This window comes from Pseudomonas lutea (assembly GCF_000759445.1).
In the GTDB taxonomy this organism is placed as follows: domain Bacteria; phylum Pseudomonadota; class Gammaproteobacteria; order Pseudomonadales; family Pseudomonadaceae; genus Aquipseudomonas; species Aquipseudomonas lutea.
Window position 1 is genome coordinate 206,963 of the sequence record NZ_JRMB01000002.1, and the last position, 26,061, is coordinate 233,023.

The 26,061-nt window shown below is 61.8% G+C and carries 17 protein-coding genes; 13 read left to right on the plus strand and 4 right to left on the minus strand.

Annotated features, from left to right (window positions below; translation table 11 throughout):
• The first annotated feature begins 347 nt into the window (after window positions 1-347).
• Entirely contained in the window at window positions 348-2,948 is a 2,601-nt protein-coding gene (acnB, locus tag LT42_RS13110; protein ID WP_037013682.1) for a bifunctional aconitate hydratase 2/2-methylisocitrate dehydratase, read from the plus strand.
• Between the two features lie 791 nt (window positions 2,949-3,739).
• Window positions 3,740-4,252 (plus strand): GNAT family N-acetyltransferase, encoded by a 513-nt coding sequence (locus LT42_RS13115; RefSeq protein WP_152597671.1) that lies wholly within the window; start codon window positions 3,740-3,742, stop codon window positions 4,250-4,252.
• Between the two features lie 937 nt (window positions 4,253-5,189).
• Here the strand turns inward: LT42_RS13115 and LT42_RS13120 are convergent.
• The gene (locus LT42_RS13120) at window positions 5,190-10,046 is read right to left on the minus strand and encodes an NAD-glutamate dehydrogenase (protein ID WP_037013684.1); all 4,857 of its coding nucleotides are present in this window, start codon (window positions 10,044-10,046) and stop codon (window positions 5,190-5,192) included.
• Between the two features lie 1,058 nt (window positions 10,047-11,104).
• On the opposite strand from LT42_RS13120, the gene LT42_RS13125 reads away from it, so the two are divergent.
• The 11 genes from LT42_RS13125 to LT42_RS13175 all read left to right on the plus strand — a co-directional run bounded on the left by LT42_RS13125 (window position 11,105) and on the right by LT42_RS13175 (window position 24,791).
• Entirely contained in the window at window positions 11,105-11,467 is a 363-nt protein-coding gene (locus tag LT42_RS13125) for a hypothetical protein (protein ID WP_037013685.1), read from the plus strand.
• A 187-nt stretch (window positions 11,468-11,654) separates the two neighbouring features.
• A complete protein-coding gene (locus LT42_RS13130) occupies window positions 11,655-12,614 on the plus strand; it encodes an AAA family ATPase (protein ID WP_037013687.1) in 960 nt (319 codons plus the stop codon).
• A 4-nt stretch (window positions 12,615-12,618) separates the two neighbouring features.
• A complete protein-coding gene (locus LT42_RS13135; protein ID WP_037013689.1) occupies window positions 12,619-13,563 on the plus strand; it encodes a DUF58 domain-containing protein in 945 nt (314 codons plus the stop codon).
• Window positions 13,560-14,051, plus strand: a complete 492-nt coding sequence (locus tag LT42_RS13140; RefSeq protein WP_037013691.1) for a DUF4381 domain-containing protein — start codon at window positions 13,560-13,562, stop codon at window positions 14,049-14,051. Before LT42_RS13135 ends, LT42_RS13140 begins: the two co-directional genes overlap by 4 nt.
• Window positions 14,044-15,111 carry a vWA domain-containing protein gene (locus LT42_RS13145; protein WP_037013692.1) on the plus strand — a complete coding sequence of 356 codons (1,068 nt, stop codon included), beginning with the start codon at window positions 14,044-14,046 and terminating at the stop codon, window positions 15,109-15,111. Before LT42_RS13140 ends, LT42_RS13145 begins: the two co-directional genes overlap by 8 nt.
• A complete protein-coding gene (locus LT42_RS13150; protein WP_037013694.1) occupies window positions 15,111-16,841 on the plus strand; it encodes a VWA domain-containing protein in 1,731 nt (576 codons plus the stop codon). Before LT42_RS13145 ends, LT42_RS13150 begins: the two co-directional genes overlap by 1 nt.
• Window positions 16,838-18,520 (plus strand): BatD family protein, encoded by a 1,683-nt coding sequence (locus LT42_RS13155; protein ID WP_037013696.1) that lies wholly within the window; start codon window positions 16,838-16,840, stop codon window positions 18,518-18,520. The genes LT42_RS13150 and LT42_RS13155 overlap by 4 nt, the downstream gene beginning before the upstream one ends.
• Before the next feature lie 142 nt (window positions 18,521-18,662).
• On the plus strand, window positions 18,663-19,904 hold the full coding sequence (locus tag LT42_RS13160; RefSeq protein ID WP_037013698.1) for an exonuclease SbcCD subunit D C-terminal domain-containing protein: 1,242 nt from the start codon (window positions 18,663-18,665) through the stop codon (window positions 19,902-19,904).
• Window positions 19,901-23,548: an AAA family ATPase gene (locus LT42_RS13165; RefSeq protein ID WP_037013700.1), complete on the plus strand. Its 3,648-nt coding sequence runs from the start codon at window positions 19,901-19,903 to the stop codon at window positions 23,546-23,548. The genes LT42_RS13160 and LT42_RS13165 overlap by 4 nt, the downstream gene beginning before the upstream one ends.
• A gap of 101 nt (window positions 23,549-23,649) precedes the next feature.
• Window positions 23,650-24,159, plus strand: coding sequence for a peptidylprolyl isomerase (locus LT42_RS13170; protein WP_037013702.1), 510 nt, complete (start codon window positions 23,650-23,652; stop codon window positions 24,157-24,159).
• A 2-nt stretch (window positions 24,160-24,161) separates the two neighbouring features.
• Window positions 24,162-24,791, plus strand: a complete 630-nt coding sequence (locus LT42_RS13175) for a glutathione S-transferase (protein WP_037013704.1) — start codon at window positions 24,162-24,164, stop codon at window positions 24,789-24,791.
• Here LT42_RS13175 and LT42_RS13180 read toward each other — a convergent pair.
• The 3 genes from LT42_RS13180 to LT42_RS13190 all read right to left on the minus strand — a co-directional run bounded on the left by LT42_RS13180 (window position 24,788) and on the right by LT42_RS13190 (window position 25,937).
• Window positions 24,788-25,039, minus strand: coding sequence for a hypothetical protein (locus LT42_RS13180; RefSeq protein ID WP_037013705.1), 252 nt, complete (start codon window positions 25,037-25,039; stop codon window positions 24,788-24,790). The genes LT42_RS13175 and LT42_RS13180 overlap by 4 nt on opposite strands.
• Window positions 25,036-25,227, minus strand: coding sequence for a hypothetical protein (locus LT42_RS13185; RefSeq protein ID WP_037013706.1), 192 nt, complete (start codon window positions 25,225-25,227; stop codon window positions 25,036-25,038). Before LT42_RS13185 ends, LT42_RS13180 begins: the two co-directional genes overlap by 4 nt.
• Window positions 25,228-25,754: 527 nt before the next feature.
• On the minus strand, window positions 25,755-25,937 hold the full coding sequence (locus LT42_RS13190) for a hypothetical protein (protein WP_037013707.1): 183 nt from the start codon (window positions 25,935-25,937) through the stop codon (window positions 25,755-25,757).
• Window positions 25,938-26,061 lie beyond the last annotated feature (124 nt).

The following is a 26,061-nucleotide window of genomic DNA, read 5'->3' on the forward strand; positions in this document are numbered from 1 at the left end:
GGGCTAACTTACCTTCAGCGGTTTTTTCCCGTAGAATCACCGGGCCTTTTAAGGCGCCAATGTCCGTTGGAAGCTGTTTTCAAAGCGTCACGAGCACAGTCAGGGCTTTGTCCGGTAAGTCGCCCAGCTACTTATTGCCCAAAGCCCGCCCCGCAGTCCGGTTTGACGCGAAAGGTTCGCGTCCCCTCCCCAGCCGATCATGCAGGCGTAAAACTTTGAAAACAGCTTCTGTTGGAGATCGTCAGCTTCCTGCCAAGAAACTTTAAAAAGTTCGAGAGCATCGATGCGGACCTTTTCCGGATGAGCGTCCCGGACACCCATTTGGGACCACTGATGAGGGTAATACTGTGCTTGAAGCCTACCGTAAACACATCGAAGAGCGTGCCGCCCAGGGTATCGTGCCCCAGCCGCTTAACGCCGAACAAACCGCAGGCCTGGTCGAGCTGCTGAAAAACCCACCGGCTGGCGAAGAAGCTTTCCTGCTTGACCTGATCACCAATCGCGTTCCACCGGGAGTTGACGAAGCGGCCTACGTCAAAGCCGGTTTCCTTTCTGCCCTGGCCAAGGGCGAAGTTCATTCCCCTCTGCTGGACAAGAAGCGCGCTGTCGAACTGCTCGGCACCATGCAGGGCGGCTACAACATCGTCACCATGGTTGAGCTGCTGGACGATGCCGAGCTGGCACCGGTGGCCGCAGAACAACTGAAGCACACCCTGCTGATGTTCGACGCCTTCCACGACGTCGCTGAAAAAGCCAAGAACGGCAACGCACACGCCAAAGGCGTGATGCAGTCCTGGGCCGACGGCGAGTGGTTCCAGAAGCGTCCGACCCTGGCCGAAAAGATCAGCCTGCGCGTCTTCAAGGTCACCGGTGAAACCAACACCGACGACCTGTCGCCTGCGCCTGATGCCTGGTCGCGTCCGGACATCCCGCTGCACGCCCTCGCCATGCTGAAAATGGCCCGTGACGGCATCGTGCCCGACGTGCAAGGCTCGATCGGCCCGATGAAGCAAATCGAAGACATGCGCGGTCAAGGCTTCCCTATTGCCTACGTCGGTGACGTGGTCGGTACCGGTTCCTCGCGTAAGTCAGCCACCAACTCGGTGCTGTGGTTCTTCGGTGACGACATCCCGAACGTGCCGAACAAGCGCGCCGGCGGCTTCTGCTTCGGCAGCAAAATCGCTCCGATCTTCTACAACACCATGGAAGATGCGGGCGCACTGCCAATTGAGTTCGACGTCTCGAACATCAACATGGGCGACGTGATCGACGTTTACCCGTATGCCGGCAAAGTCACCAAACACGGCACCGACGACGTGCTGGCAACCTTCGAACTGAAGACGCCAGTGCTGCTTGACGAAGTTCGCGCCGGTGGCCGTATTCCGCTGATCATCGGTCGCGGCCTGACTGGCAAGGCACGCGCCGAGCTGGGTCTGCCGCCTTCGACGCTGTTCAAGCTGCCCGACGTTCCAGTGGCCAGCACCAAAGGCTTTACCCTGGCGCAGAAGATGGTCGGCAAGGCCTGTGGCACCGACGGCATCCGTCCGGGCACCTACTGCGAGCCGAAGATGACCACCGTCGGTTCTCAGGACACCACCGGTCCCATGACCCGTGATGAACTGAAAGACCTGGCGTGCCTGGGCTTCTCGACCGATCTGGTGATGCAGTCTTTCTGCCACACTGCGGCCTATCCGAAGCCGATCGACGTCAAGACTCACCACACGCTGCCTGACTTCATCATGACCCGCGGCGGCGTTTCCCTGCGTCCGGGCGACGGCATCATCCACAGCTGGCTGAACCGCATGCTGCTGCCGGACACCGTCGGCACCGGTGGTGACTCGCACACCCGCTTCCCGATCGGCATCTCGTTCCCGGCCGGTTCAGGTCTGGTCGCGTTTGCCGCTGCCACCGGCGTTATGCCGCTGGACATGCCGGAGTCGATTCTGGTTCGCTTCAAAGGCAAGCTGCAACCAGGCGTCACCCTGCGTGACCTGGTTCATGCGATCCCTTACTACGCGATCCAGAAGGGCCTGCTGACGGTCGAGAAGAAGGGCAAGAAGAACGCTTTCTCCGGTCGCATTCTGGAGATCGAAGGTCTGGAAACCCTGACCGTCGAGCAAGCTTTCGAACTGTCCGACGCCTCGGCCGAACGCTCCGCCGCCGGCTGCACCATCAAGCTGTCGAAAGAGTCGATCGCCGAGTACCTGAAATCCAACATCACCCTGCTGCGCTGGATGATCGGCGAAGGCTACGGTGATCCGCGTACGCTGGAGCGTCGTGCTCAGGCCATGGAAGCCTGGGTCGCCAACCCAGAGTTGCTGGAAGCCGATGCTGACGCCGAATACGCGGAAATCATCGAAATCGATCTGGCTGACGTCAAAGAGCCTGTGCTCTGCGCGCCAAACGACCCGGATGATGCCCGTCTGCTGTCCAGCGTAGCTGGCGAGAAGATCGACGAGGTGTTCATCGGTTCGTGCATGACCAACATCGGCCACTTCCGCGCTGCGGGCAAGTTGCTGGAGCAGGTCAAAGGCCAGCTGCCGACGCGTCTGTGGCTGTCGCCGCCGACCAAGATGGACGCTCACCAGTTGACCGAGGAAGGTTACTACGGGATTTACGGCAAGGCTGGCGCGCGCATGGAAATGCCGGGCTGCTCGCTGTGCATGGGTAACCAGGCACGTGTTGAGCCGAATTCGACAGTCGTTTCGACGTCGACTCGTAACTTCCCGAACCGTCTGGGCGATGGTGCGAACGTTTACCTGGCTTCGGCCGAGTTGGCGTCCGTTGCGTCGATTCTGGGTCGTCTGCCGACGGTCGAGGAGTATATGGAGTACGCGGGCAAGATCGACAGCATGGCTGCCGATGTTTACCGTTACTTGAGCTTCGATCAGATCGCGGAATTCCGTGAGGCTGCGGCCAACGCTAATATTCCGGTTGTTCAGGCGTAATAGCTGAACCGTGTTGAAAGAACCCCGCTTCGGCGGGGTTTTTTTATGGGCTTTTTTTGATAGATCGAGAGCGTCTGCCTAACGGCAGACTGTTTCGCCTTCGGCGAGTTACTTGATAAAACCCCGCTTTCGGTTTCAAAGAGCAGGCAAGGGCTTGTGCTCCTGGTTTGGTTCCTCCTTCGTCGGAATACCCTCACTCCGACGATGCTCCGTGGGCTCGCGCCGAACGGACATCCATGTCCTGACGGCGCTCTCGCGGCATCCATGCCGCTCGACCCACTGCGCATCGTCTACGTTCAGCCTGCACCCAAGTCGCGTTTCGCGGTGACTGGGCTTTTTGCGTACGCAGATCAAAAGGATGTCTAAAGCAGATCAAGAGCTTCCGGGGCTGAAGCCGGTCCCACAGTGTTTATACGGCCCTTGGTAGCATCCGCTTCAGCCGAGAGGACGGTCCCGATCAATGCACACGCTGCTTTTAGTGGGACCGGCTTCAGCCGGGAATGGGCCGCATTGGACGCGATCAAATGCACTGGGTGAATGCAGTCATTCTGTAGGAGCCGGCTTGCTGGCGAACGCGGAGGGTCTGCGGGGAAGATACCGCCTGACACACTGTTTTTGCCAGCAAGCCGGCTCCTGCATGTTCCGCATTGATCGTGCCCACGCTCCACGTAGGCATGTATCCCGCGACGCTCCGCGTCACCGTGCAGGCTGTCACCTCTTACGGTTGCTGGTCGGCGTAGCCACGTGGGCAGTTGGCCGCTTAGACTGCCGCTTCTTTCTGTTTTCAAAGGATGAATCCAGTGAATGCGGCTGTCGATCAGGTAGTGATCCATCGTTTTACCGAGTCCCATATCGAGGGCGTCACGGCTCTTTATAACGACCCATTGGTGTGCCGTCAGGTGCTTCAAATGCCGTATCAATCCGCTGAGGTCTGGCGCAAGCGGCTGGCGGGCGCGGATGAGCGTTCGGTAAAGCTTGTGGCTTTGCATCAGGGCCAAGTGATCGGCAACATCGGGCTGGAGCAATACGCGCGCATTCGGCAGCGTCATGTAGGCGCCATTGGTATGGGCGTGGCAGCGGCGTGGCAGGGCAAAGGGGTTGGGTCGCGGCTGATGGCTGCCGTGCTGGAAGTCGCGGACAACTGGATGAACCTGCACCGTGTCGAACTGACCGTATTTGCCGACAACGAAGCCGCGCTGGCCCTGTATCGCAAATTCGGTTTCGAAAACGAAGGTCGCCTGCGGGACTACGCCATCCGTGACGGGGTGCTGGTCGACGCCATCAGCATGGCGCGATTGAAATAACCACGTCCCGTTGTCGAGAGAGCGACGCAAAGCGTCAAAGGATGCATGCCAACGCAAAGTGAGGGCGCGATCAACGCAGAACATGCACAAGCCGCTTTGTCGGGGGAAAACAGTGTGTCAGGCGGCATCTTCCCCGCAGACACTCCGCGTTCGCCAGCAAGCCGGCTCCTACAGAAAATTGCATTCACCCAGTGCATTTGATCGCGTCCAATCCGGCCCCTTCCCGGCTAAAGCCGGTCCCACCAGGGCGTCGTATGCGTCAAAGGATGCATGCCCACGTGAAGTGTGAGCACGATCAACGCAGAATGCAGGATCCGGCCTGCTGGCGAAAGCAGTGTGTCAGGCGGCATCTTCCCAGCAGACCCTTCGCGTTCGCCAGCAAGCCGGCTCCTACAGAAGACTGCATTCACCCAGTGCATTTGGTCGCGCCCAAGTCGGCCCTTCCCGGCTGAAGCCGGTCCCACTAAAACAGCGGGCGCGCATTCAGCGGCACCGAAGGCGCACTCCTGTGGGACCGGCTTCAGCCGGGAAGCCTTTGATCTGCTTCTGATCTGCTTCTGATCTGCTTTTGGTCTTCATACGCATAAAGCCCAGCCGCCGCCAATCGCGACTTGGGTGCAGGCTGAACGTAGACGATGCGCAGTGGGTCGAGCCGCATGGACGCGGCGAGAGCGCCGTCAGGACATGGATGTCCGTTCGGCGCGGGCCCACGGAGCATCGTCGGAGTGACGGAATTCCGACGAAGGAGGAACCAAACCAGGAGCAAGCACCCTTGGTTACTTGGGGACGGTGCGACTTTCGACGGTTTCCAAGTAACTCGCCGAAGGCGAAACAGTCTGCCCCCAGGCAGACGCCCCTGATCTTGATCTCCAAAACGCAAAAACAAAAAAGCCCCGCATCTTGCGATACGGGGCCTCTGTTTACAGCAAGCTAACCATCAAACCACCGACGTCTGCCCACTCATCGCCAGGTCCAGCAACTCACGGTTGGCGACCGCATACATCGCATAGTCATTGCCACTCGCCGCACGCAACTCAACCAACATCGCGCGCCAGCGCTCAACCATCTGCACATGCTGCTCCAGCCACAGCGTCAAGCGCTCCTCGATGTCCGCAGGACCGTTCGGCATCTGCAACACAGAGACCGTAATCGCCCGCTGCTGCCAATCGATATCATCACGGAACGCCTCACGCGCGAGCGCCTGCCAATTATTCTCCACCGGCAAGGCACTGATCTGCTGCAGATACCAGGTCACGTCCAGCGAACTGCCGACCGCGAAGTACACCTTCGCCACATCCGCCGCATTCTGACCGGTGACATCAGACGCTTCGATGATCGGCAACAGCGTGTACAAGTGACTGGTGCCCGCGACCATCCGCGCCAGCAACTCCGGCACACCGGCGGCGACGTACTCTTGGTAGCGCGTCTGCCAGACCTCGCGGGTCGGGCCTTCCAGCAACTCGTCCAGTTTCAGGCCCAGCGCCGCGATGTGCGGACCGAAGTGCGCAACATCGCGTGCCGCGTCCAGCTCGTTGCGACGGCTGCGCAGGAACCAGCGGGTCGCGCGGCGGCCCAGGCGCATCAGCTCATCCATCAGCGCCAGCTGAATCTCGGCCGGGACCTTGTAGTCCAGCGCCTCGATCTGACGGAACCAGTGCGGCAGGTGGAAAATGTCGCGCACGATCACATACGCACCGGCCACGTTGGCTGCCGTCATGCCGGTCGACTCCTTGAGACGCTGCACGAAGGTGATGCCCATGTGGTTGACCAGATCGTTGGCGATCTGCGTGCTGACGATTTCACGCTTCAGACGGTGGCGACGCATCGATTCCGAGAACTTCGCACCCAATGACGGCGGGAACGCGGTTTCCATGTCGCGGGCCAGATAATCGTCATCCGGCACGCGGGATTCCAGCAACGCTTCCTTGAGGTCGATCTTGCTGTAGGAAATCAGCACCGACAGCTCCGCGCGGGTCAGACCTTTCTTCTCCGCGATGCGCTCGGCCAGTTGGTCTTCGGCCGGGAGGAACTCAATGGCACGGTCCAGCTTGCCACGCGACTCCAGATCACTCATCAGGCGCTTGTATTCGGCGATGCGCTCGTAGGCACGGCGCTCCGCCAGCGACAGGGCCTGAGTCTGCTTGTAGTTGTTGCCGAGGACGAGGTTGCCCACTTCATCGGTCATGCTTTCGAGCAGCAGGTTGCGCTGCTTCTCGGTCATGTCACCGGCCTGGACCACTTCGTTCAGCAGGATCTTGATGTTCACTTCGTGGTCGGAGCAATCCACGCCACCGGCGTTGTCGATGAAGTCGGTGTTGGTCGCGCCGCCCATCAGGCCGAACTCGACGCGGCCCAGTTGGGTCATGCCGAGGTTGCCGCCCTCGCCCACCACTTTGCAGCGCAGCTGATTGCCGTTGACGCGCAATGCGTCGTTGGCCTTGTCACCCACATCGGCATGGCTTTCAGTGCTGGCTTTGACGTAAGTGCCGATGCCGCCGTTCCAGAGCAGATCCACCGGCGCCTTGAGCAGCGCGTGCATCAGTTCGGTCGGGGTCAGCTTGTCAGCGGTAATGTCGAAGCGTGCTTTCATCTGCGCAGTGATCGCAATGCTTTTGGCGCTGCGCGGGAAGATACCGCCGCCTTCGGACATCAGGCTGGTGTCGTAATCGGTCCAGGCCGAACGCGGCAGGTCGAACAGACGCTGACGCTCGGCGAAGCTGCTCGCCGGGTCCGGGTTTGGATCAATGAAGATGTGCAGGTGGTTGAACGCCGCCACCAGTTGCAGTTTGTCGGACATCAACAAGCCGTTGCCGAACACGTCGCCGGCCATGTCACCGACGCCGATCACGCTGATGCTGTCCTGCTGGACGTTGATGCCGCGCTCGCGGAAGTGGCGCTGCACACCGACCCACGCGCCCTTGGCGGTGATGCCCATCTTCTTGTGGTCGTAACCCGCCGAGCCGCCGGAAGCGAAGGCGTCACCCAACCAGAAGCCGTAATCGATGGCAATGCCGTTGGCGATGTCGGAGAAGGTCGCGGTGCCCTTGTCGGCGGCCACGACCAGGTACGGGTCATCATCGTCGTGACGCACGACGTTGGCAGGCGGCACCAGCGCGCCTTCTTTCAGGTTGTCGGTGATGTCCAGCAGCCCGGAAATGAAGATGCGGTAGCAGGCGATCGCCTCGGCCTGGATCTCGTCGCGGGTGCCGGTGGTCGGCAGACGGCGCGGCAGGAAGCCACCTTTGGCGCCCACCGGCACAATGACCGAGTTCTTCACCTGCTGGGCTTTGACCAGCCCGAGGACTTCGGTACGGAAGTCTTCTTCGCGGTCGGACCAGCGCAGGCCGCCGCGGGCCACGTTGCCGAAGCGCAGGTGCACGCCTTCAACACGCGGCGAGTAGACGAAGATTTCGAACTTCGGTACCGGCTTCGGCAGTTCGGGGATCAGACGCGGGTTGAACTTGAAGCTGAAATAGCTCTTGCTCTGACCGTTGGCGTCGGCCTGGTAGAAGTTGGTGCGCATGGTCGCCTTGATCAGGTCAAGGTAGCGACGCAGGATGCGGTCTTCGTTGAGCACCTGCACGCCATCGAGCGCAGTCAGGATGGCCTGTTCGAGACGTTGTTGCATGTCGTCGAGGTCGCCGCCGCTCAATTTGCGCGCCAGGTAGAAACGGGTCTTGAACAGACGCGTCAGCTCACGGGCGATGTCGGCATGGTTGTTCAACGTGCTGGCGATGTAGCCAAGGTCGAAGCCCAGGCGGATCTGCTTCAGGTAACGCGCGTAGGCCCGCAGCAACGCCACGTCGCGCCACGGCAGACCGGCCGTCAGCACCAGACGGTTGAAAGCATCGTTCTCGGCTTCGCCACGGACGATGTGGACGAACGCGTCCTGCAGCGTGTCATTGAGTTGTTGCAGGTCCAGCTTCAGGCCTTCGCCGTAGGTGAACGCGAAATCATGAATCCAGAATTCGCGGCCATTGGTATGGCGCAGGCGGTAGGGGAATTCGCCCAGTACGCGCAGCCCAAGGTTTTCCAGAATCGGCAAGACGTCGGACAGCGCCAGCGGGGTGTCGGCGTGGTACAGCTTGCAATGCAGCTGCGCCTTGTCGCCTGACAGCGGCTGGTAGAAGCTCATCACCAGCGGGTTGGCTTCGGACAGGCTCAGCACATGCTGCATGTCCACAACGGCTGAGTGCGCCGCGAAACGCTCGCGGTAGCCGGCCGGGAAGCCTTTCGGGAAATCGGCCAGGACGTTGGTGCCCTGCGCCTCGCCGAAGCTCTCGATCACCAGGCTGGCGTAGTCGTCTTTCCACGACCGGCACGCCTGGATCACTTCGTTTTCCAGTTGCTGCGGGTCGATGTCGAGGGTGACTTTCGGGTCCACGCGCAGGATCAACTGCACGCGCGCCAGCACCGACTCGGAGAAGAAGGTCCAGAACTCGCAGTCGCTGGCCTTCAGGCGCTCCATCAGCACTTGCTGGATTTTTTGACGGACTTCGGTGGAGTAAACGTCGCGCGGCACGTACGCCAGGCAGTAGCAGAAGCGGCCGTACGGGTCTTTGCGCAGGAACACGCGGATCTTGTTGCGCTCCTGAATCTGCACGATCGACATCACGGTGGTGAACAGCTCGTCCACCGGGGTCTGGAACAGGTCATCGCGCGGCAGCACTTCGACCACCTGCGCCAGCTCCTTGCCCAGGTGCGCCTTGGCGTCAAACCCGGAACGGCGCTCGACTTCGGCAACCTTGCGGCGGATGTACGGGATATTGCGCACGCTCTCGCCATAAACCGACGAGGTGTACAGGCCCATGAACCGCGATTCCTTGATGACCTTGCCGTCGGCGTCGATCTGGCGGATCGACACGTAGTCCGGGTACGCCGGGCGGTGAACACGGCTCGGGTGCGCGGCTTTGGCGAAGGACAGCAGGGTCGGCTCCTGCAGGTAGTTCACCGCATAGCCTTCGATGTGCAGGTCTTCGGCGGTAAGTCCTGCGCGCAGCAGCTTGGTCAGGCCCAGGAAGGACGACGGGTCATAGCTGAGCTGCCCGCCTTCGTCTTCGCTACTGACCGTGAATTCTTCATAACCGAGGAAGGTGAAGTGGTTGTTGACCAGCCACTCGAGGAACACCTTGACCTCGGATTTCTCTTCGGGGTCGACGTTGTACTCGGTGGCGTCGATGCCCGCCAGAAGTTCGTGCAGCTTGGCCTTCATCGGCTCGAAGTCTTCTACCGCGACGCGCACTTCGCCCAGCACTTGCTCAAGTTCACGGGCCAGCACATTCAGCTCCGCGGCGTTGGCGCAGCGGTCGATCTCCAGGTACATCAACGATTCTTGCAGCACGTCATCGCCGCTGGTGCCTTTTGGCAGCAGTTCGAGCAGTTGGCCTTTTGCGTCACGGCGCACGCTCAGCACGGTGGTCTGCAGCGTGTGGATGCTGTAACCGCGACGGTTGAGCTCGGTACGCACCGAGTCCACCAGGAACGGCAGGTCGTGGTGCAGAACTTCAACGGCGGTGTGCGTGGACTGCCAGCCGTGGCGCTCGTAATCGGGGTTGTAGACCCGCACCTGCGGCGTGCCGTGCTCGAAGCGTTCGAGCAGGCGCCAGGCCGAGAGGGTGCAGCCGGCCAGGTCGGACAGTCTGCGCTGGGTAAGTTCGTCGAGGGAAATGATGCCGAAGAATTGATCGGCGAACAGCGCCACTTGTGGCAGTGCCTGTTCACTGATGTGCTGAGCCAGTGCCGCTCGCAGTTGGTGCTGGAAGTCGGACTTGCTGGCTGCGGTGAAGAACGCCATCTGTGGTACTCCGCTTGGCTTGAGCTTTTATATAGGAGAGATGCGTGTGTCGGGTGGAGCTGGTGCGTTTGTCACGTTTGCGTCTGGTCGATGATAGTCAGCATAACGTGACAGTGGGCAATGCGATTCGCACTGCGTGAATTACTAACGCTTTTGGTGTGTGTGCCGTCACATTTGTTCGGCTTGGGTGTACGTCGGTGCGGTTTCTGCCCAGGCAGGCTCCGCCGCGCTTTTGTGCACTTGCTGCGCAGCTTAACGACAGGGGGGCTGAATCTGCTTGCGATGCTGCGACATATTCGGACATCGGGTTGCAGGCGAGGTGTTTCGCTGGGTCTGTGTCGTGAAGATCAGGAGCTTCGGCCTAACGGCCTTGGGTTTCGCCTTCGGCGAGTTACTTGGAAAAGCACCCCAAGTAACCAAGGGTGCTTGCTCTCGGTTGGGCCCCTCCTTCGTCGGGGTTCCTTCACTCCGGCCTCGCTCCGTGGGCCCGCTGCCATCCGCCATCCATGGCGGGGGCAGCTCTCGCCGCATCCATGCGGCTCGGCCCACTCCACGAGACCTCCGTTCAGCCTGCACCAAAGTCGCGTTTGGCGGTGCCTGGACGTTTTGCGTACGAAAATCAAAAGCAGATCAAAAGCGCTCTTGAAGCAGATCAACAGCTTCCCGGCTGAAGCCGGTCCTACAGTCAGCGCCAATGTCACTGACTGCACGCGCTGCTGTTAGTGGGACTGGCTTTAGCCGGGAAGAGGCCGGCCCAGTCGCCCTCAACTCTGCGCTTGATCGTTCCCACGCTCCGCGTGGGTATGCATCCTGTGACGCTCCGCGTCACCTGAAGCCGGTACCACTGACTGCACGCGGTTGTTTTAGTGGGACCGGCTTTAGCCGGGAAGTGGCCGGTGTGGACACACTCAAAATCGTAGGAGCCGGCTTGCTGGCGAACGCGTCGGGTCAGGCGCCACTCGGTAATCTGGCCGGCGAACAAACGCAATCTTCAGCAAATCTCGTGCAGGACTGGCAAAATCCCACCTGCCCTGAACCACGACAGAGAAATAGCCGCCATGCTCATGACCACCGACAGCTTCATCTACAACCCATGCGACGAAGAAGAAGACGACATGGCGCTGGCATGCTGTCATGGCAGCAGCACCGGTGATTTGTTCTTGCTCGCGCGCTTTCCCGACGAGGATGAGGTCGATATTACCTTTCGTGACGACACTATCCACGTCGAAGACAACATCACCGTCACGCTCAGCGCCACTCGGCTAGTGGTGGAAATCGACGCCAGCGATGCCAAACCCCTGGGCGGCGACACGGCCTACGACATCACCCACAGCACCCCCGCCAATGAACTGGCCGAGCTGGACGCCACGCTGCGAATCATCCTCAAGGACGTCGGCACCTACGTCAGCCAGATCAACTGAGAGCCTGTCAACTACGGGCGCCCAGTGACACAAATGTAAGACAGTTCTTGTTTTTGCCCAGTCCCTGGCTGAAAAGCCGAAAAAAGCCATCGGCCGATTAGTCGGCGCCCTTGCGATGGATTAAAGTAACGCCCCCAGCTTCGGCGCCACCTGGCGCTGCTGCCTCTCCTGCCAGGAACTGTCATCGATGGAACATCGTGAAGCGTTGATCGCGCTGCGAACCTTTCTCTCCACCCAGATCCTCGGGCAGGAGAAACTGGTTGAGCGCCTGCTGATCGCGCTGTTGGCCGACGGCCACATGCTGGTCGAAGGCGCACCGGGTCTGGCCAAGACCAAGGCGATCAAAGAGCTGGCCGAAGGCATCGAAGCCCAGTTTCACCGCATCCAGTTCACCCCCGACCTGCTGCCCGCCGACATCACCGGTACCGAAATCTATCGCCCTGAGACCGGCAGCTTCGTGTTCCAGCAAGGCCCCATCTTCCATAACCTGGTGCTGGCGGACGAGATCAATCGCGCGCCGGCCAAGGTGCAATCGGCGCTGCTGGAAGCCATGGCCGAGCGCCAGGTCAGCGTCGGGCGCAGCACTTACGACCTGTCGCCGCTGTTTCTGGTGATGGCGACACAAAACCCTATCGAGCAGGAAGGCACCTACCCGTTGCCAGAGGCTCAGCTCGACCGCTTCCTCATGCACGTCAAGATCGGCTTTCCTGACGCAACCGTCGAACGCAAGATTCTCCAGCAGGCCCGTGGTGAAGCACTCAACGGCGAAACCAAGCCGGAGCGCCGGGTTAGCCAGCAGGCTATCTTCGCTGCACGCAAGGAAATTCTCGGCCTGTACATGGCCGATGCGGTGGAGGAATACCTTGTGCAGCTGGTGATGGCGACCCGTACGCCGGCCAAGTTCGACGCCGAACTGGCCGAGTGGATCGGCTATGGCGCCAGCCCGCGGGGTTCGATTTCACTCGACCGCTGCGCCCGCGCCCATGCCTGGCTGGCAGGACGCGACTTCGTGAGTCCCGAAGACATCCAGGCGATGGTCTTCGACGTCCTGCGCCACCGCATCATCCTGTCGTTTGAAGCAGAGGCGGCGGGCATCGACCAGGACCGTGTGATCCAGCGCATCCTCGACGTCGTGGCCGTCGCCTGACCCCATGCAACCCTACCTGATCTCCCAACCGGGCATCCGCATCAGCCTTGCCGAGCTGATCGAGATGCGGCATCGCGTGCGTGAAGTGCAGTTGTTTTCGACCCCCAGCCAGCGCAGCCCGCTGATTGGTCTGCACCACTCCAAACTGCGCGGGCGCGGCGTCGACTTCGATCAGGTCAGGGTGTACCAGGCGGGCGACGACGTCAGGACCATCGACTGGCGCGTCACCGCACGCACGCAGGAGCCCCACACCAAACTGTTCCATGAAGAACGCGAGCGGCCGATCTTCATCATGGTCGAACAGAGCCGGCGTTTGTTTTTCGGCTCCGGGCTGATGTTCAAATCGGTGCTCGCCGCGCAGGCCGCGGCGCTGGTGGGATGGGCCGCGCTGGGGCACAACGATCGCGTCGGCGGGCTGGTGTTCGGTGACAACGAGCACTACGAAATCAAACCCCGACGCAGCAAGCAAAGCCTGCTGCAGCTGCTGAACCGGCTGGTGCGGGTCAATCAATCGCTGCACACCGAGGCCGCTGCCGACCGCGACACGTTCGGGGTAGCGTTGCGCCGCGCGCGTGAGGTCATGCGCCCGGGCAGCCTGGCGATCATCCTTTGCGACGAGCGCGCGCTGACCGATTCCGCCGAGCAGCAGTTGGCCTTGCTGTCGCGCCACTGCGACCTGCTGCTGTTGCCGCTGTCCGATCCGCTGGATCATGCGTTGCCGGCCGCCGGCCTGTTGCGCTTTGCCGACCGGGGCGCACACCTGGAACTCGACACCCTTAATGCCGATTTGCGCCAAAGCTACCGTGCCCAGGGCGAAGCGCGTCAGGCGCGCTGGGAACTGCTCGCGCAGAAGCTGCGGGTGCTGATGATGCCGCTGAGCACTCAGCGCGAGATGGTTGAGCAACTGCGCGAATACCTTAACGGTCAACGTCCGGTGAAACAGCCATGAGTGCGCTGGACCAATTGCAGCCGCTGATTCTGCCGGAGCCGATTAGCGCCTGGCCGCCTGCACCCGGCTGGTGGTTGCTGCTGATTTTGCTGCCGGCACTGGCCTATGGTCTGTGGCGCGCACGCACGCTGCTGCCAAAAAAAGCCCCGCGCGAGAACGTTGAAGCGCTGGATCCGCTGCGCCAGGCCGCCCTGGTCGAACTCGCGCAGATGCCCAAACCTTACGACGGTGCGCCAGCCGGTGCCTGGCTGCAGCAGATCAACGGTCTGCTCAAGCGCTTGTGCCGCAATCATTACCCCTACAGCCAGAGCCACACGCTCAACGGACGCAAATGGCTGGCCTTTCTCGATAACCGCTGCCCGGCTGCCGGCCTGACACGCTGGATGATTCTCGTCGAAGGCGCCTACAAGCCTGAGTGCAAGCTGGACGACAAGGCCATCAACGGCCTGACTCTGTCGGTCGAGACCTGGATTCGCAAGCATGTTTGAGTTCGCCTGGCCGTGGCTTTTCCTCCTGCTGCCGCTGCCGTGGGTGATGCGCCTGTTGCTGCCCCCCGCAGACAGTGGCGAAGCTGCTTTGAAGGTCAGCTTTCTTCAGGAGCTGGAAGGTCTCGCCGGCCGCCGTGCGCGAGCACATCTGCCGGGCTGGCGACGGCAGCTTCCGTTTATTGCTATCTGGCTCCTGCTGCTGATGGCCGCCGCCCGCCCGCAATGGCTGGGGGAGCCTTTGCCGGTGGCTGCCAGTGGCCGCGACCTGTTGGTCGCCGTGGACGTATCGGGTTCGATGGATTACCCGGACATGATGTGGAAAAACGACGAGGTCAGCCGCCTGGCGCTGGTAAAGACGCTGCTGGGGGATTTTCTTGAGCACCGCCAGGGCGATCGCATCGGCCTGATTCTGTTCGGCAGCCAGGCCTATCTGCAGGCGCCGCTGACCTTCGACCGCAAAACCGTACGCGTCTGGCTGGACGAAGCGCGGATCGGCATCGCCGGCAAGAACACCGCCATCGGCGATGCAATCGGCCTGGCCCTGAAACGCCTGCGCCAACGCCCGGCCCAGAGTCGCGTTCTGATCCTGGTCACTGATGGCGCCAACAACGCGGGCCAGATCGACCCGAGAACCGCTGCGCGTCTGGCGGCCAGCGAGGGCGTGAAGATCTACCCGATTGGTATCGGCGCCGATCCTGACAAGGGCGCGACCAGCATTCTGGGCCTCAACCCGAGCCTCGACCTGGACGAGCCGGCCCTGCGGGAAATCGCCGCTGTCAGCGGCGGGCAGTACTTCCGGGCGCGCAACGGCGTCGAACTGGCCGGTATAGGCAAGGCGCTGGACCGGCTGGAGCCTGTCGCGCAACAACCGACCCAGGCGCGCCCTGCCCACTCGCTGTATCACTGGCCGCTGGCAATGGCGCTGCTGCTGAGCCTTTTGCTGGTGATCCAGGAACGCTGGCCGAACAACGCGCTGTATCGCTTGTTTGCCTTCGCCCCGGTGTTTGCGCAGGTCGCGCGCTGGCGTCAACGCGTGCAGCGCCTGCTGAGGCGCCCATGATGGAATTTCTCGCCAGTCTCTGGCCTCACTGGCTGCGCCCCGGCTGGCTACTGCTGCTGCCGCTGCTCGGCTGGCTGTTGTGGCGATTGTGGAATCGGCAAAAGCGCGTGGGCCGTTGGCAGATGATTTTGCCCAGCGCTTTCCACTCGGCGCTGCTCAGTGGCGGTGGCGGCCGAGAAAGCAAGCTGCCATGGATCGTGCTGGGGATTGGCTGGTTATTGGCGGTGTTGGCCTTGCTGGGTCCCAGCTGGCAGCGGGTCGAGCAAAACAGCCAACGGCCGGTCGACCCGCTGGTGGTCATGCTTGAGCTGACTCCGGAAATGCTCGCGGCCGACAGCCCGCCTACGCGCCTGGAGCAGGCGCGTCGCAAGCTTCTCGACCTGCTGCAAGCGCGCAGCGACTCACAGACCGCGATCATCGTCTACGCCGGCAGCGCCCATACGCTGGTGCCACTGTCCGACGATCTGGCGACCAGTAAAAATCTGCTTGATGCAATCAGGCCGTCGATCATGCCCGAGGCCGGTCAGCGCGCAGACCTGGCCGTGCGCAAGGCGCTTGACCTGCTTGAACAGGGCGACCTCGGTCAGGGGCGTTTGCTGTGGATTGGTTCATCCCTCAGCGAGGCCGAGCGTCAGGGTATCCGCGCGGCCATGACCGGCCGCGACGCGCCTGCGTTACTGATGCTGGGTGTCGGCACTGCGGAAGGCGCACCGGTCACCCAGGAGAAAGGCGGCTTTCTGAAAGACGCTCAGGGCGGCATTCTGGTACCGCGTCTTGACGGGCCGGTACTGAAAGACTTCGCCGACAGCATGGCCGGCCGCTACACCGCCCTGCGCCTGGACAATCAGGATCTGAACGACCTCGGGCTGCTCGACGGCCCGAAAAGTCTCATCAGTGAGGGCCAGAAAGTGCGGCTCGACCGCTGGGCCGATCAGGGTTATTGGCTGCTGCTGCCGCTGTTGCTGCTGGCCGGCTGTGCCGGAAGACGCGGCTGGCTGTTGTGCCTGCCCTTGTTGTTGATGACCGTGCCTCAAGCCAGCTATGCCTTTGATTTCCAGGACCTGTGGCGCCGGCCGGACCAACAGGGTGAGCGCCTGCTCAGACGCCATCACCCGGCAGAAGCCGCGCGACATTTCCAGGACCCGCGCTGGCAAGGCGTTGCGCTCTACCAGGCGGGAGATTACGCAGGCGCCGCCCAGCGCTTTGCCCAAGGCAGCGGCGCCGTCGACCATTACAATCGCGGCAATGCGCTGGCCCGCAGCGGTGAGCTCGAAGGCGCCATCGACGCTTACGCACAGGCGCTGGATCGTCAGCCGGACTTTCCGGCAGCGTTGGCCAACAAGGCATTGGTGGAACAAGTGCTGGAGCTGAACAAAACGGCGAACCCGTCGGAAACCGAGACCAAGGCCGAGACTGACGAGAACGGCAATAACGCGCGCCAGGGCAGTGCCGGGGATTCATCGTCGAGCGCGTCGTCAGCACCACGCGACCCGGATGAAAACCGCCCGCCGGAGGCTGAGCAAAATGCTGCCGACCAGGAGGCTTCCGGTGCGGGTGGCGACGCCGACGGTCCGGCCCGCGCCGCTGGCAGGCCCGCCGAAGGGCAGGTTGATGGCGAACAGAAACAGGCGCTTGAACAGTGGCTGAGGCAGATTCCCGACGAACCCGGTGAACTGCTGCGGCGCAAATTCTGGTACGAACAACAGCAGCATCAGGAAAAGACCCGATGAGTCGTCTGCACAGGTGGTTGATCGCAGGGATGTTATGCCTGTGCGCAGGGCTGGCCCAGGCCGACAGCGCTGGCTCGACGCTGCTTTCAAGCGTCGACCGCACGCGCGTCAACACCGGCGAGACCGTCGAACTGACCCTTGAAACCGACGACGCCACGGTCTTCGGCAGGCCCGACATGAGCGGGCTCGACGCTGACTTCGAAGTGCGCGACACGCGTCAGCTCAACAGCCTCACCACGCTGGAAGGCAATGTCCACGCCACCACGCGCTGGCTGATTACGTTGATGCCGCGCCACAGCGGATCGATTGAAATCCCGCCGCTGAAGCTGGGGGAAATGACCAGCCAGCCGATTGTGCTGCAGGTGGTCGATGTCGGTCCGGCGGCGCAGGGCCAGGCGCAAAAACTCGACCCGGTATTCATGGAGGCGAGCCTGGACCAGGACAGTGTGTACGTTCAGGCCCAGGCACTGCTGACCGTGCGAATCTATCACTCGGTGTCGCTGTTCGACGACAGTAGCCTGACACCGCTGCAAGTGCCGGATGCGCGCGTTGAAAAGCTCGGCGACACGCGCACCTACGAGAAGCAGATCAACGGCATTCGCCACGGCGTCATCGAGATGCGCTACGCGCTGTACCCGCAGCACAGCGGCGACCTGACCATACCGGCGCAAGCGTTCAGCGCGACGCTGGTTCAGGACACCACCGATGCGACCGCAGCGGCGGCCATGGGGCCGGGAGCGGTTGCAAGCGGGCCGAAACCCGGTCGATTGATGCACGTCACGTCGCTGCCGTTGACGCTTAACGTCAGGCCGCAACCGGCGCACTACCCCACTGACGTGCCGTGGCTGCCCGCGCGCAGCGTCAGCCTCAGCGAAAGCTGGAGCCCGGAGCCGGCCCATAGCCAGGTCGGTGATTCCCTCACCCGCACCTTGCAACTCAAGGCCGAAGGCCTTTCGAGCGCGCAGTTACCGCCGCTTCCGGCCACCGACGTCAGTGCGTTGCGGCGCTACCCGGACCAGCCGCAGTTGAGCAATCAGCCCGGTGAGCGAGGCTTGACCGGCGTGCGCGAGGAGCGCGAGGCCCTAGTGCCCAATCGTCCCGGTGCCATCGACATTCCAGCGGTGGATCTGGTCTGGTGGAACACGCAGGAAGATCATCTGGAGCACAGCGCCCTGCCCGCCCGCACATTGCAAGTGAGCATCAACCCCGCACTTGCGGTGGACACGCCGGTAAGCGACAACAACGTCACCGTGATCGGCCCGCCGGTCTGGCCGTGGCAGCTCAGCACGGTGCTGCTGAGCTTTACCACGCTGCTGGGCTTTGGCCTGTGGTGGCGTGGGCGCTGGCAGCCGGCCCTGGCGCGGGTCGCGCAAACAGGCCCGAGTCCGCGTACAGTGCTCGACGACCTGAAACGCGCGAGCCTGGCCAACGACCCGCATGCTACCCGCCAGGCACTCGATGCCTGGGCGCGTCAGCAGCCCGAAACCCTGGCCGACATGGCCGCACGCTTCGTGCCGCTGTCCAATGCGCTGGACGGGCTGAACGGTGCGCTTTATAGCGAGACCGAAAAACTGTGGCTGGGTGAAGACCTCTGGCGCGCTGTCAAAGCGCTGCCCGCCATCGAAAAAACCCAGGACCCGGGCGGAGGCGACAGCTTGCCGCCGCTGTATCCGAAATAATTTCACCGATCAGCGCGTCCCACCGTGGGAGCGCGCTTGCCCATGAACAGGGTGTCGGGTCGCGAACCTGGCACAGACCCACCGCCATCGCGGGCAAGCGCGTTTCCACAGGATGTGTTGATCGTTAAACCAAGGTACCCCCATGCGTCTGTTCCACACCTCCGACTGGCATCTTGGCCAGAACCTTCACGGTCAGGAGCGAGATTTCGAACATGCCGGTTTCCTCAACTGGCTGCTGGCCCGCCTGGCCGAACGCAAGCCGGATGTCCTGCTGATTGCCGGCGACATCTTCGACACGGTCAATCCGCCGGTCAAATCCCAGGAGCGCCTTTACGACTTCATCGTCAGCGCCCACGAGCAGAACCCCCAGGTGACCATCGTGATGATCGCCGGCAACCACGACTCCGGCTCGCGCATCGAGTTACCCGCGCCGCTGATGCGACGCCTGCGCACCCACGCGCTGGGCCGTGTGCTCTGGCTCGACGATGGCGTGCTGGACGTCGATCGCTTGCTGCTGCCACTGACCAACGCCAAGGGCAAAGTGCTGGGCTGGTGCCTGGCGCTGCCCTTTCTGCGCCCGGCCGAAGTAACGGGTGCCGCCTTGGGCGACAACTACCTGCGCGGCATTGGTCAGGTCCACGAGATGCTGATCGCCGCAGCGAATCAACGGCGCAAGAAAGGCCAGGCACTGATCGCCATCAGCCACGCGCACATGGCTGGCGGCTCGGTGTCGGAAGACTCCGAGCGCAGCCTGATCATCGGTAACGCCGAAGCCCTGCCCGCCAGCCTGTTTGGCGAGAGCATCACCTACGTCGCCCTGGGGCATCTGCACAAGCCGCAGCGCGTCAACGGCGAGGACCGGATTCGCTACAGCGGGTCGCCCATTCCGCTGTCCTTTTCGGAAATTGGCTACCAGCACCAGATCCTCGAAATCGAATGCGAAGGCGACAAGCTCGTCAGCGTCAAACCGCTGCTGATCCCGCGCGCGGTGAACCTGCAACGCATAGGCCCGGCGCCGCTGGCCGAGCTCTTGTTGCAACTGCGTGACCTTCCGGACATAGACCTCCTGGCGGACGTCGACCGTCAGCCGTGGCTTGAAGTCCGCGTACGCCTTGACGAGCCGCAACCCGACCTGCGCAACCAGATCGAGGCTGCGCTGGAAAACAAGGCCGTGCGGCTGGTGCGCATCGCTGCCGAATACGCCGGCAAGGGCGGTCGCGATGAAGACGCCCGGCAGGACCTGATCGAACTCGACCAACTGAGCCCACAGGAGCTGTTCAGCCGCGCCTGGCAGGACAGCTACGGCAGCGAGGTCGACGAACAGACCCTCCAGGATTTCGCCACCCTTCTTCAAGACGTGCAGCTGGAGAGCGAACAACCATGAAAATCCTCGCCATCCGCCTGAAAAACCTGGCTTCGCTGGCCGGCCCGTTCGAGCTGGATTTCACCGCCGAACCCCTTGCCAGCGCTGGCCTGTTTGCCATTACCGGCCCCACCGGCGCGGGCAAGAGCACGTTGCTGGATGCCCTGTGCCTGGCGCTGTTCGGCGCGATTCCCCGACTAAACAACATCGGCCAGTCTCGTGTGCCGGAGATCGATGGCGACATCAGCACCAACGACCCGCGCAACCTGCTGCGTCGCGGCACCGGCAGCGGTTACGCCGAGGTGGACTTCGTCGGCATCGACAAGCGCCGTTACCGCGCACGCTGGGAAGCCAACCGCGCTCGCGACAACGCCACGAAAAAGCTCCAGGCGAGCCGCCAGACGCTGATCGATCTGGACAGCGAGCAGATTCTCAGCACGCAGAACAAGACCGAGTACAAAACCCTGCTCGAAGCGCGGCTGGGCCTGAACTTCGAGCAGTTCACCCGCGCCGTGATGCTGGCGCAGAGTGAGTTCAGCGCCTTCCTCAAGGCCGACGACAAAGAACGCAGCGAACTGCTGGAAAAGCTCACCGACACGGCGATCTATAGCCAGCTGGGTCGTCGCGCCTACAGCAAAAGCAAGGAAGCCGAAGAAGCACTGAAAACCCTTCAGGCCCAGGCCGGCACGCTGACACCCATGGAGACTGAACAGCGCGCCGAACTGGAACAGCGCTTCGCCGAAGCTCAACAGCAGCTCAAGCAGGTTCAGGCACAGCTGCGCGAACTGGAGCTCAAGCAGCAATGGTTCAAGGAGCTGAACCGGTTGCGTGACAGCCATGAGGCCGCCAACGAACAACTGACCAGCGCACAGCAAACCTGGGATGCACAGAGCGCGGATCGCCAACGACTGGGTCTGTTGGAGCGGCTGGCGCCACAGCGGCATCTGTTTGCCCAGCGGGCCAGGCTTCAAGTGCAGGTCCAACCGCTGACGGCGGCCATTCAAGCTCACCACGTGCAGCAGACCGCGCTCGATGCGCGAATTGCAGCGCTGGACAGCCAAAAAGCTCACGCCGAGCTCGCCTTCCAGCAAGCGCAGGAACAGCTTGGCCAGGCGCGGCCGGGGCTGAGTGAAGCGTTCGAGCAGCAGACCCGCCTTACTCACCTGAATCAAGAACTGCAGCAACTCGACGAACAGGCGCAGGCTGCGGCCAATGCCAGTCGCGAGGGGCAGGCAACGCTTGATCAACTCGCCGAGCAGCAACGGCAGCTTGAAGCACGCCTGCAGGTCATTGCCGAACAACTGGAGCACAGCGCAGCGCTGAGCACCCTGAGTCAGTCATGGAACGCCTACCGCCCGCGCCTTCAACAGACCGTGCAGCTCAGCGCGCGACTGATCCAGGGGCGCGCCGAGCTTCCGCAGCTGGAGAAAAACGCCACCCTTGCCGAGCAGACGCTCAGCGAACGCCGCAGCGCTTTGCAGGCGCTTTATGACACCGCCGAAGTCAAGGCGGATGCGGTCAGTCAGGAAGTGGAACGGCTGGGGCAGTTGCTGCAGGACAATCGTCAGCAGCACGGTGCCAGCGACACCCTTGAACGCCTGTGGCAGCGTCATCAGGAGGTCGCCAACCGCCTGCTCGACCTTCAAACGCGCCAGCAAGAGGCCACCGAGCGTCGTGCCCAGCGCATCGCCCAGGGCCTGAAACTCAAGGCCGAGCAAGAGACCGCCGAGCAAGCGCTGAAGGTCACCGTCGAACTGCTGCAGCGTCAGCGGCTTGCGCGCAGTGCCAGCGTCGAAGAGCTGCGCGGGCAATTGATCGATCAGCAACCGTGTCCGGTGTGTGGCAGCGAAGAACATCCGTATCACCAGTCCGAGGCGCTGCTTGAAGCGCTGTCGGGCCACGACGACGGCGAAGAAGCGCGCGCGCGGCAAGCCGTCGGGCAGCTCAGTGAAAAGCTCGCCGAGCTGCGCGCGGAAGTCGCCGAACTGAACAACCAGCTCAAACAGGCCAAACCGCAACACGATCAGCTGGCCGAACAGCTGCAAACCCTCGCCCCTGAGCTGGAGGCACACCCGCTGTACCCGCGCCTGCTTGAACAGCCCGAGCACCTGCGGGGGGACTGGCTGAGCGAGCGTCTGCACCAACTGGCGCAGGACATCCTCACCGCCGAGCAGCGCCAGGCCCGTTTGCTGAAAGTGCAGCGCGACGCCGAGTCACTGCAGCAACAGGTACTGGACGCGCGCGAAGCCAGTCAGCAGGCGATGAAAGGGCTGGACGATCAACAGCGCAACATCGCGCTGGATAATCAGGCGTTCGAGGCGGCGTTGCAAGAGTTCGAGCCGCTGCTGCCTGCCGAGAGCCTGACCCAATGGCGCGACTCGGCGACGCAGAGTTTCATGCAGCTGGACAACGACATCGCCGCGCGCGTCGAGCAGCTCGACCAGCAGAAGACCGAGCAGCAGGAGCACGCCGAGCGCGCGCTGAGACTGGAGCGTGAGCAGACAGCCCAGCAGGCTCGGCAAGCTGAGCATCAGAAGCTGCAGGCGCACGTGGACAGCCGTCGCGAGCTGCAACAGACGGCGCAGCAGCGACTGGCACAGGTGTTAGGCGAATACCGCTCGCCGGAGCATTGGCAGCAAGCGCTTGAGCAAGCCGTGGAGCACGCGCGCCAGGCCCTGGCGGCCAACGCAGACGGATTGCAGATCGCACGGGGCGAATTGATCAAGCTGACCGCAGAGCTCGACGGTGAACAGCAGCGGCTGCAGGCTTTGCAACAGGAACTGACGGAGCTCGAACGGCAGATCGCGGAGTGGCGCGCCAGCCACAGCGAGCTGGACGATGCTGCACTGGACACCTTACTGGGCCTCAGCGACGAGCATGTCAGCGGCTTGCGCCAGCAGCTGCAGAGCAGCGAAAAAGCGCTGGAACAAGCCAGGGTGCTGGTGGATGAGCGCGCCGCGCAATTGCAGCAACATCAGGCGCATCACAGTGATGGCGTCGATGCCGAGCAGTTGCTCGCCACCTTGACCGACGTGCAGGCGCAGTCGGGGGTTCAGGACCAGCTGTGCGCGGACCTGCGCGCACAAATGAGCGAAGACAACCGCCGACGCGATGCCAGCAGCGAACTGCAATCACGCATCGCCGGGGCGCAGGCCGAGTATCAGCGCTGGGGCCGGCTCAATGCGCTGATTGGCTCCGCCACCGGCGACACCTTCCGCAAGATCGCCCAGGCCTACAATCTGGATCTGCTGGTGCACCACGCCAACGCGCAACTCAAGCAACTGGTGCGGCGCTATCGCCTCAAGCGCGGCGGCAGCATGCTCGGCTTACTGGTAATGGACACCGAAATGGGCGACGAACTGCGCTCGGTCCACTCGCTCTCGGGCGGTGAAACCTTCCTGGTGTCCCTGGCGCTGGCGCTGGGCCTGGCGTCCATGGCGTCCAGCACGCTGAAGATCGAATCGCTGTTCATCGACGAGGGCTTTGGCAGCCTGGATCCCGAGTCACTGCAACTGGCCATGGACGCCCTCGACGGGCTGCAGGCGCAGGGCCGTAAGGTCGGGGTGATTTCCCATGTGCAGGAAATGCACGAGCGAATTCCCGTGCAGATTCAGGTTCGGCGCCAGGGCAATGGCCTGAGCACAGTCGAGGTCAGCGGCGGCTAAAGCTTTTTTTCACGACGCACGGACACGCCCAATGGCGTTTCTGTGCAACCCTATACCCCTTGCGCGACAGTCGCGCCAAACTCGATAGAAGGTAAAACCACGTGGCAAACTCCAAAGTATTTTTCGACATCACCGCCAACGACGAGCCAATGGGCCGCATCGTGATGGAACTGCACAACGACGTCGTGCCGAAAACCGCCGAGAACTTCCGCGCCCTGTGCACCGGTGAGAAAGGCGACGGCCTGAGCTACAAAGGCTCCTCGTTCCACCGCGTCATTCAGAACTTCATGCTGCAAGGTGGCGATTTCACCAACCACAACGGCACCGGCGGCAAGTCGATCTACGGCAACAAGTTCGAAGACGAAAACTTCACCCTCAAGCACACCGCCCCGGGTGATCTGTCGATGGCCAACGCTGGCCCGAACACCAACGGCAGCCAGTTCTTCATCACCACCATCGTGACCGAGTGGCTGGACGGCAAACACGTCGTCTTCGGTAAAGTCATTGAAGGCATGGACGTGGTCAAGGCCATCGAAGCCCTGGGCTCGCAGTCCGGTCGCACCAGCAAGAAAGTCGTCATCGCCGACTGCGGCGAGCTGACCGAGGCCTGAGCATGACGTCGGCGCCTCACGCCACATCGACGACGCCGACGCTCTACTCGTTCCGCCGGTGCCCCTACGCCATGCGCGCGCGCATGGCGCTGGGGTATTGCGGCGTAACGGTCAATACCGTCGAAGTCAGCCTCAAGGCCAAACCGCCAGAGATGCTGGAACACTCGCCGAAAGGCACCGTGCCGGTTCTGGTGCTGCAAGAAAACGTGCTGGAGCAGAGCCTGGACATCATGCGTTGGGCCTTGGCACAACACGACCCGGATGACTGGTCCATGATCGGAAATGACGAAGCGCAGCGACTCATTGCCGAGCTGATCGAAGAAAACGACAGCCGCTTCAAGCCTGATCTGGATCGTTATAAATACTCGGTGCGTTACCCCGAACACCCCCAGGAAGCCTACCGATCCCAGGGTGAGCACTTCCTGCGTCGTCTCGATGACCTGCTGGCGTCACGAGCCTTTCTGATCGCCGACCGACTGACCCTCGCCGATATCGCCATCGCGCCCTTCATTCGGCAGTTTTGCTCCGTGGACGCGGACTGGTTCTGGCAAAGCCCCTACCCTCACCTGCAACGCTGGTTGGGTTGTTTTCTCGACTCCGAGCTGTTCGTTGCCGCAATGGCCAAGCGCTAAACGCGGTCGCTCCATCCCTCCACGACGTCCCACTGGAAGATCGACGAAATCATCTCGCCGTGCCTGGGAGGAGGATTACCCGCGTTGAGCTTCTGCGAACGCTGCATTTCCACCGCCTCGGCGACCTCGGTCTTAAACTCCATACTCCGCGCCACGCCGCCCACTGAGCCTTCGCCATGGCCAAGCAATGAGCAGCCATTGTTGATCACCGCGAAGAACACGATTACCCAGAAGTTCGCGCCTTTCACGATGCACGCCCCTGGGACTGAACAGTCGCACGACTGATTTCAACGGATGCCGTTTGCGCTGACACAGTCGAGGGTGAGTTAAGTTGTGGGTTCATGCTGACAACGGTCACCACTGCGACGAATACGACATACAGCGCGATGGCGGTGTAAGCGCCGTGTTTGATTGAATCAAGAATGGCAGTGGCCATGGATGCAGCTCCGGGACATGTTTATTTCAGGCGCCCAGAATGCGTGAAGTGATACTTATTAAAAAACGATGGCTGGCAATTCAAAAGATCGATGTGGTTAATTATTTAACTATTCAATCGGGCTAATAGTTTCGCCAGCAAGCCGGCTCCTACATATGGGAGCCGACGCGGATGATGTGTTGAAGAAAGGCCTTTGCAGGAGCCGGCTTGCTGGCGAATGTACGGGGCTAACACCCGCCACTTAATATTCACCCACAAAAAAATCCCCGTCGCTTACCAGCAGACGGGGACCAAAGGGAGGGAATTCAACGCTTTCGCGAACAAGCTAGCCGGCACTTGATGCATGGCCTGACACGCAGTGGTCAGTGGGTCGCATCGACCTGTTGAAGACGAAGTTGCTCGCGAAAGCGTTTTCCAGTAATCGAAGATTCAGTTCGAACAACGTTCTTACAAATCCATTCCCCGGCAACGATACATTCGTTAACGGGGAATGGATTCACTTCGACGTTCTATTCATTACTGAACTTTCATTGCTGAACTTTGTGATCCAGAGCGGCATAGAAGTTGGCGCTTTGTTGCAGGTACTTTGGGGTGTAGCTCTGGGTCGAGCTGACTTTTTTGTCGGTCGCTTCAACACTGGCACTGGCGGGCAATGCGACAGTGGCGGAGATGGCGGACGCGGCGATGATGGAGAAGATATTGAAGTTCATGATGGGTACCTCGCTGTGGTGTGTCGTTTCAAGTCTTGACCGTCGTGGCCGTGGAATGAAAGTTACGCCCGCGCCAGATCCAGAAAAAATCTTTTCTGGCACTAGCCCTTATCACTTCAATTGA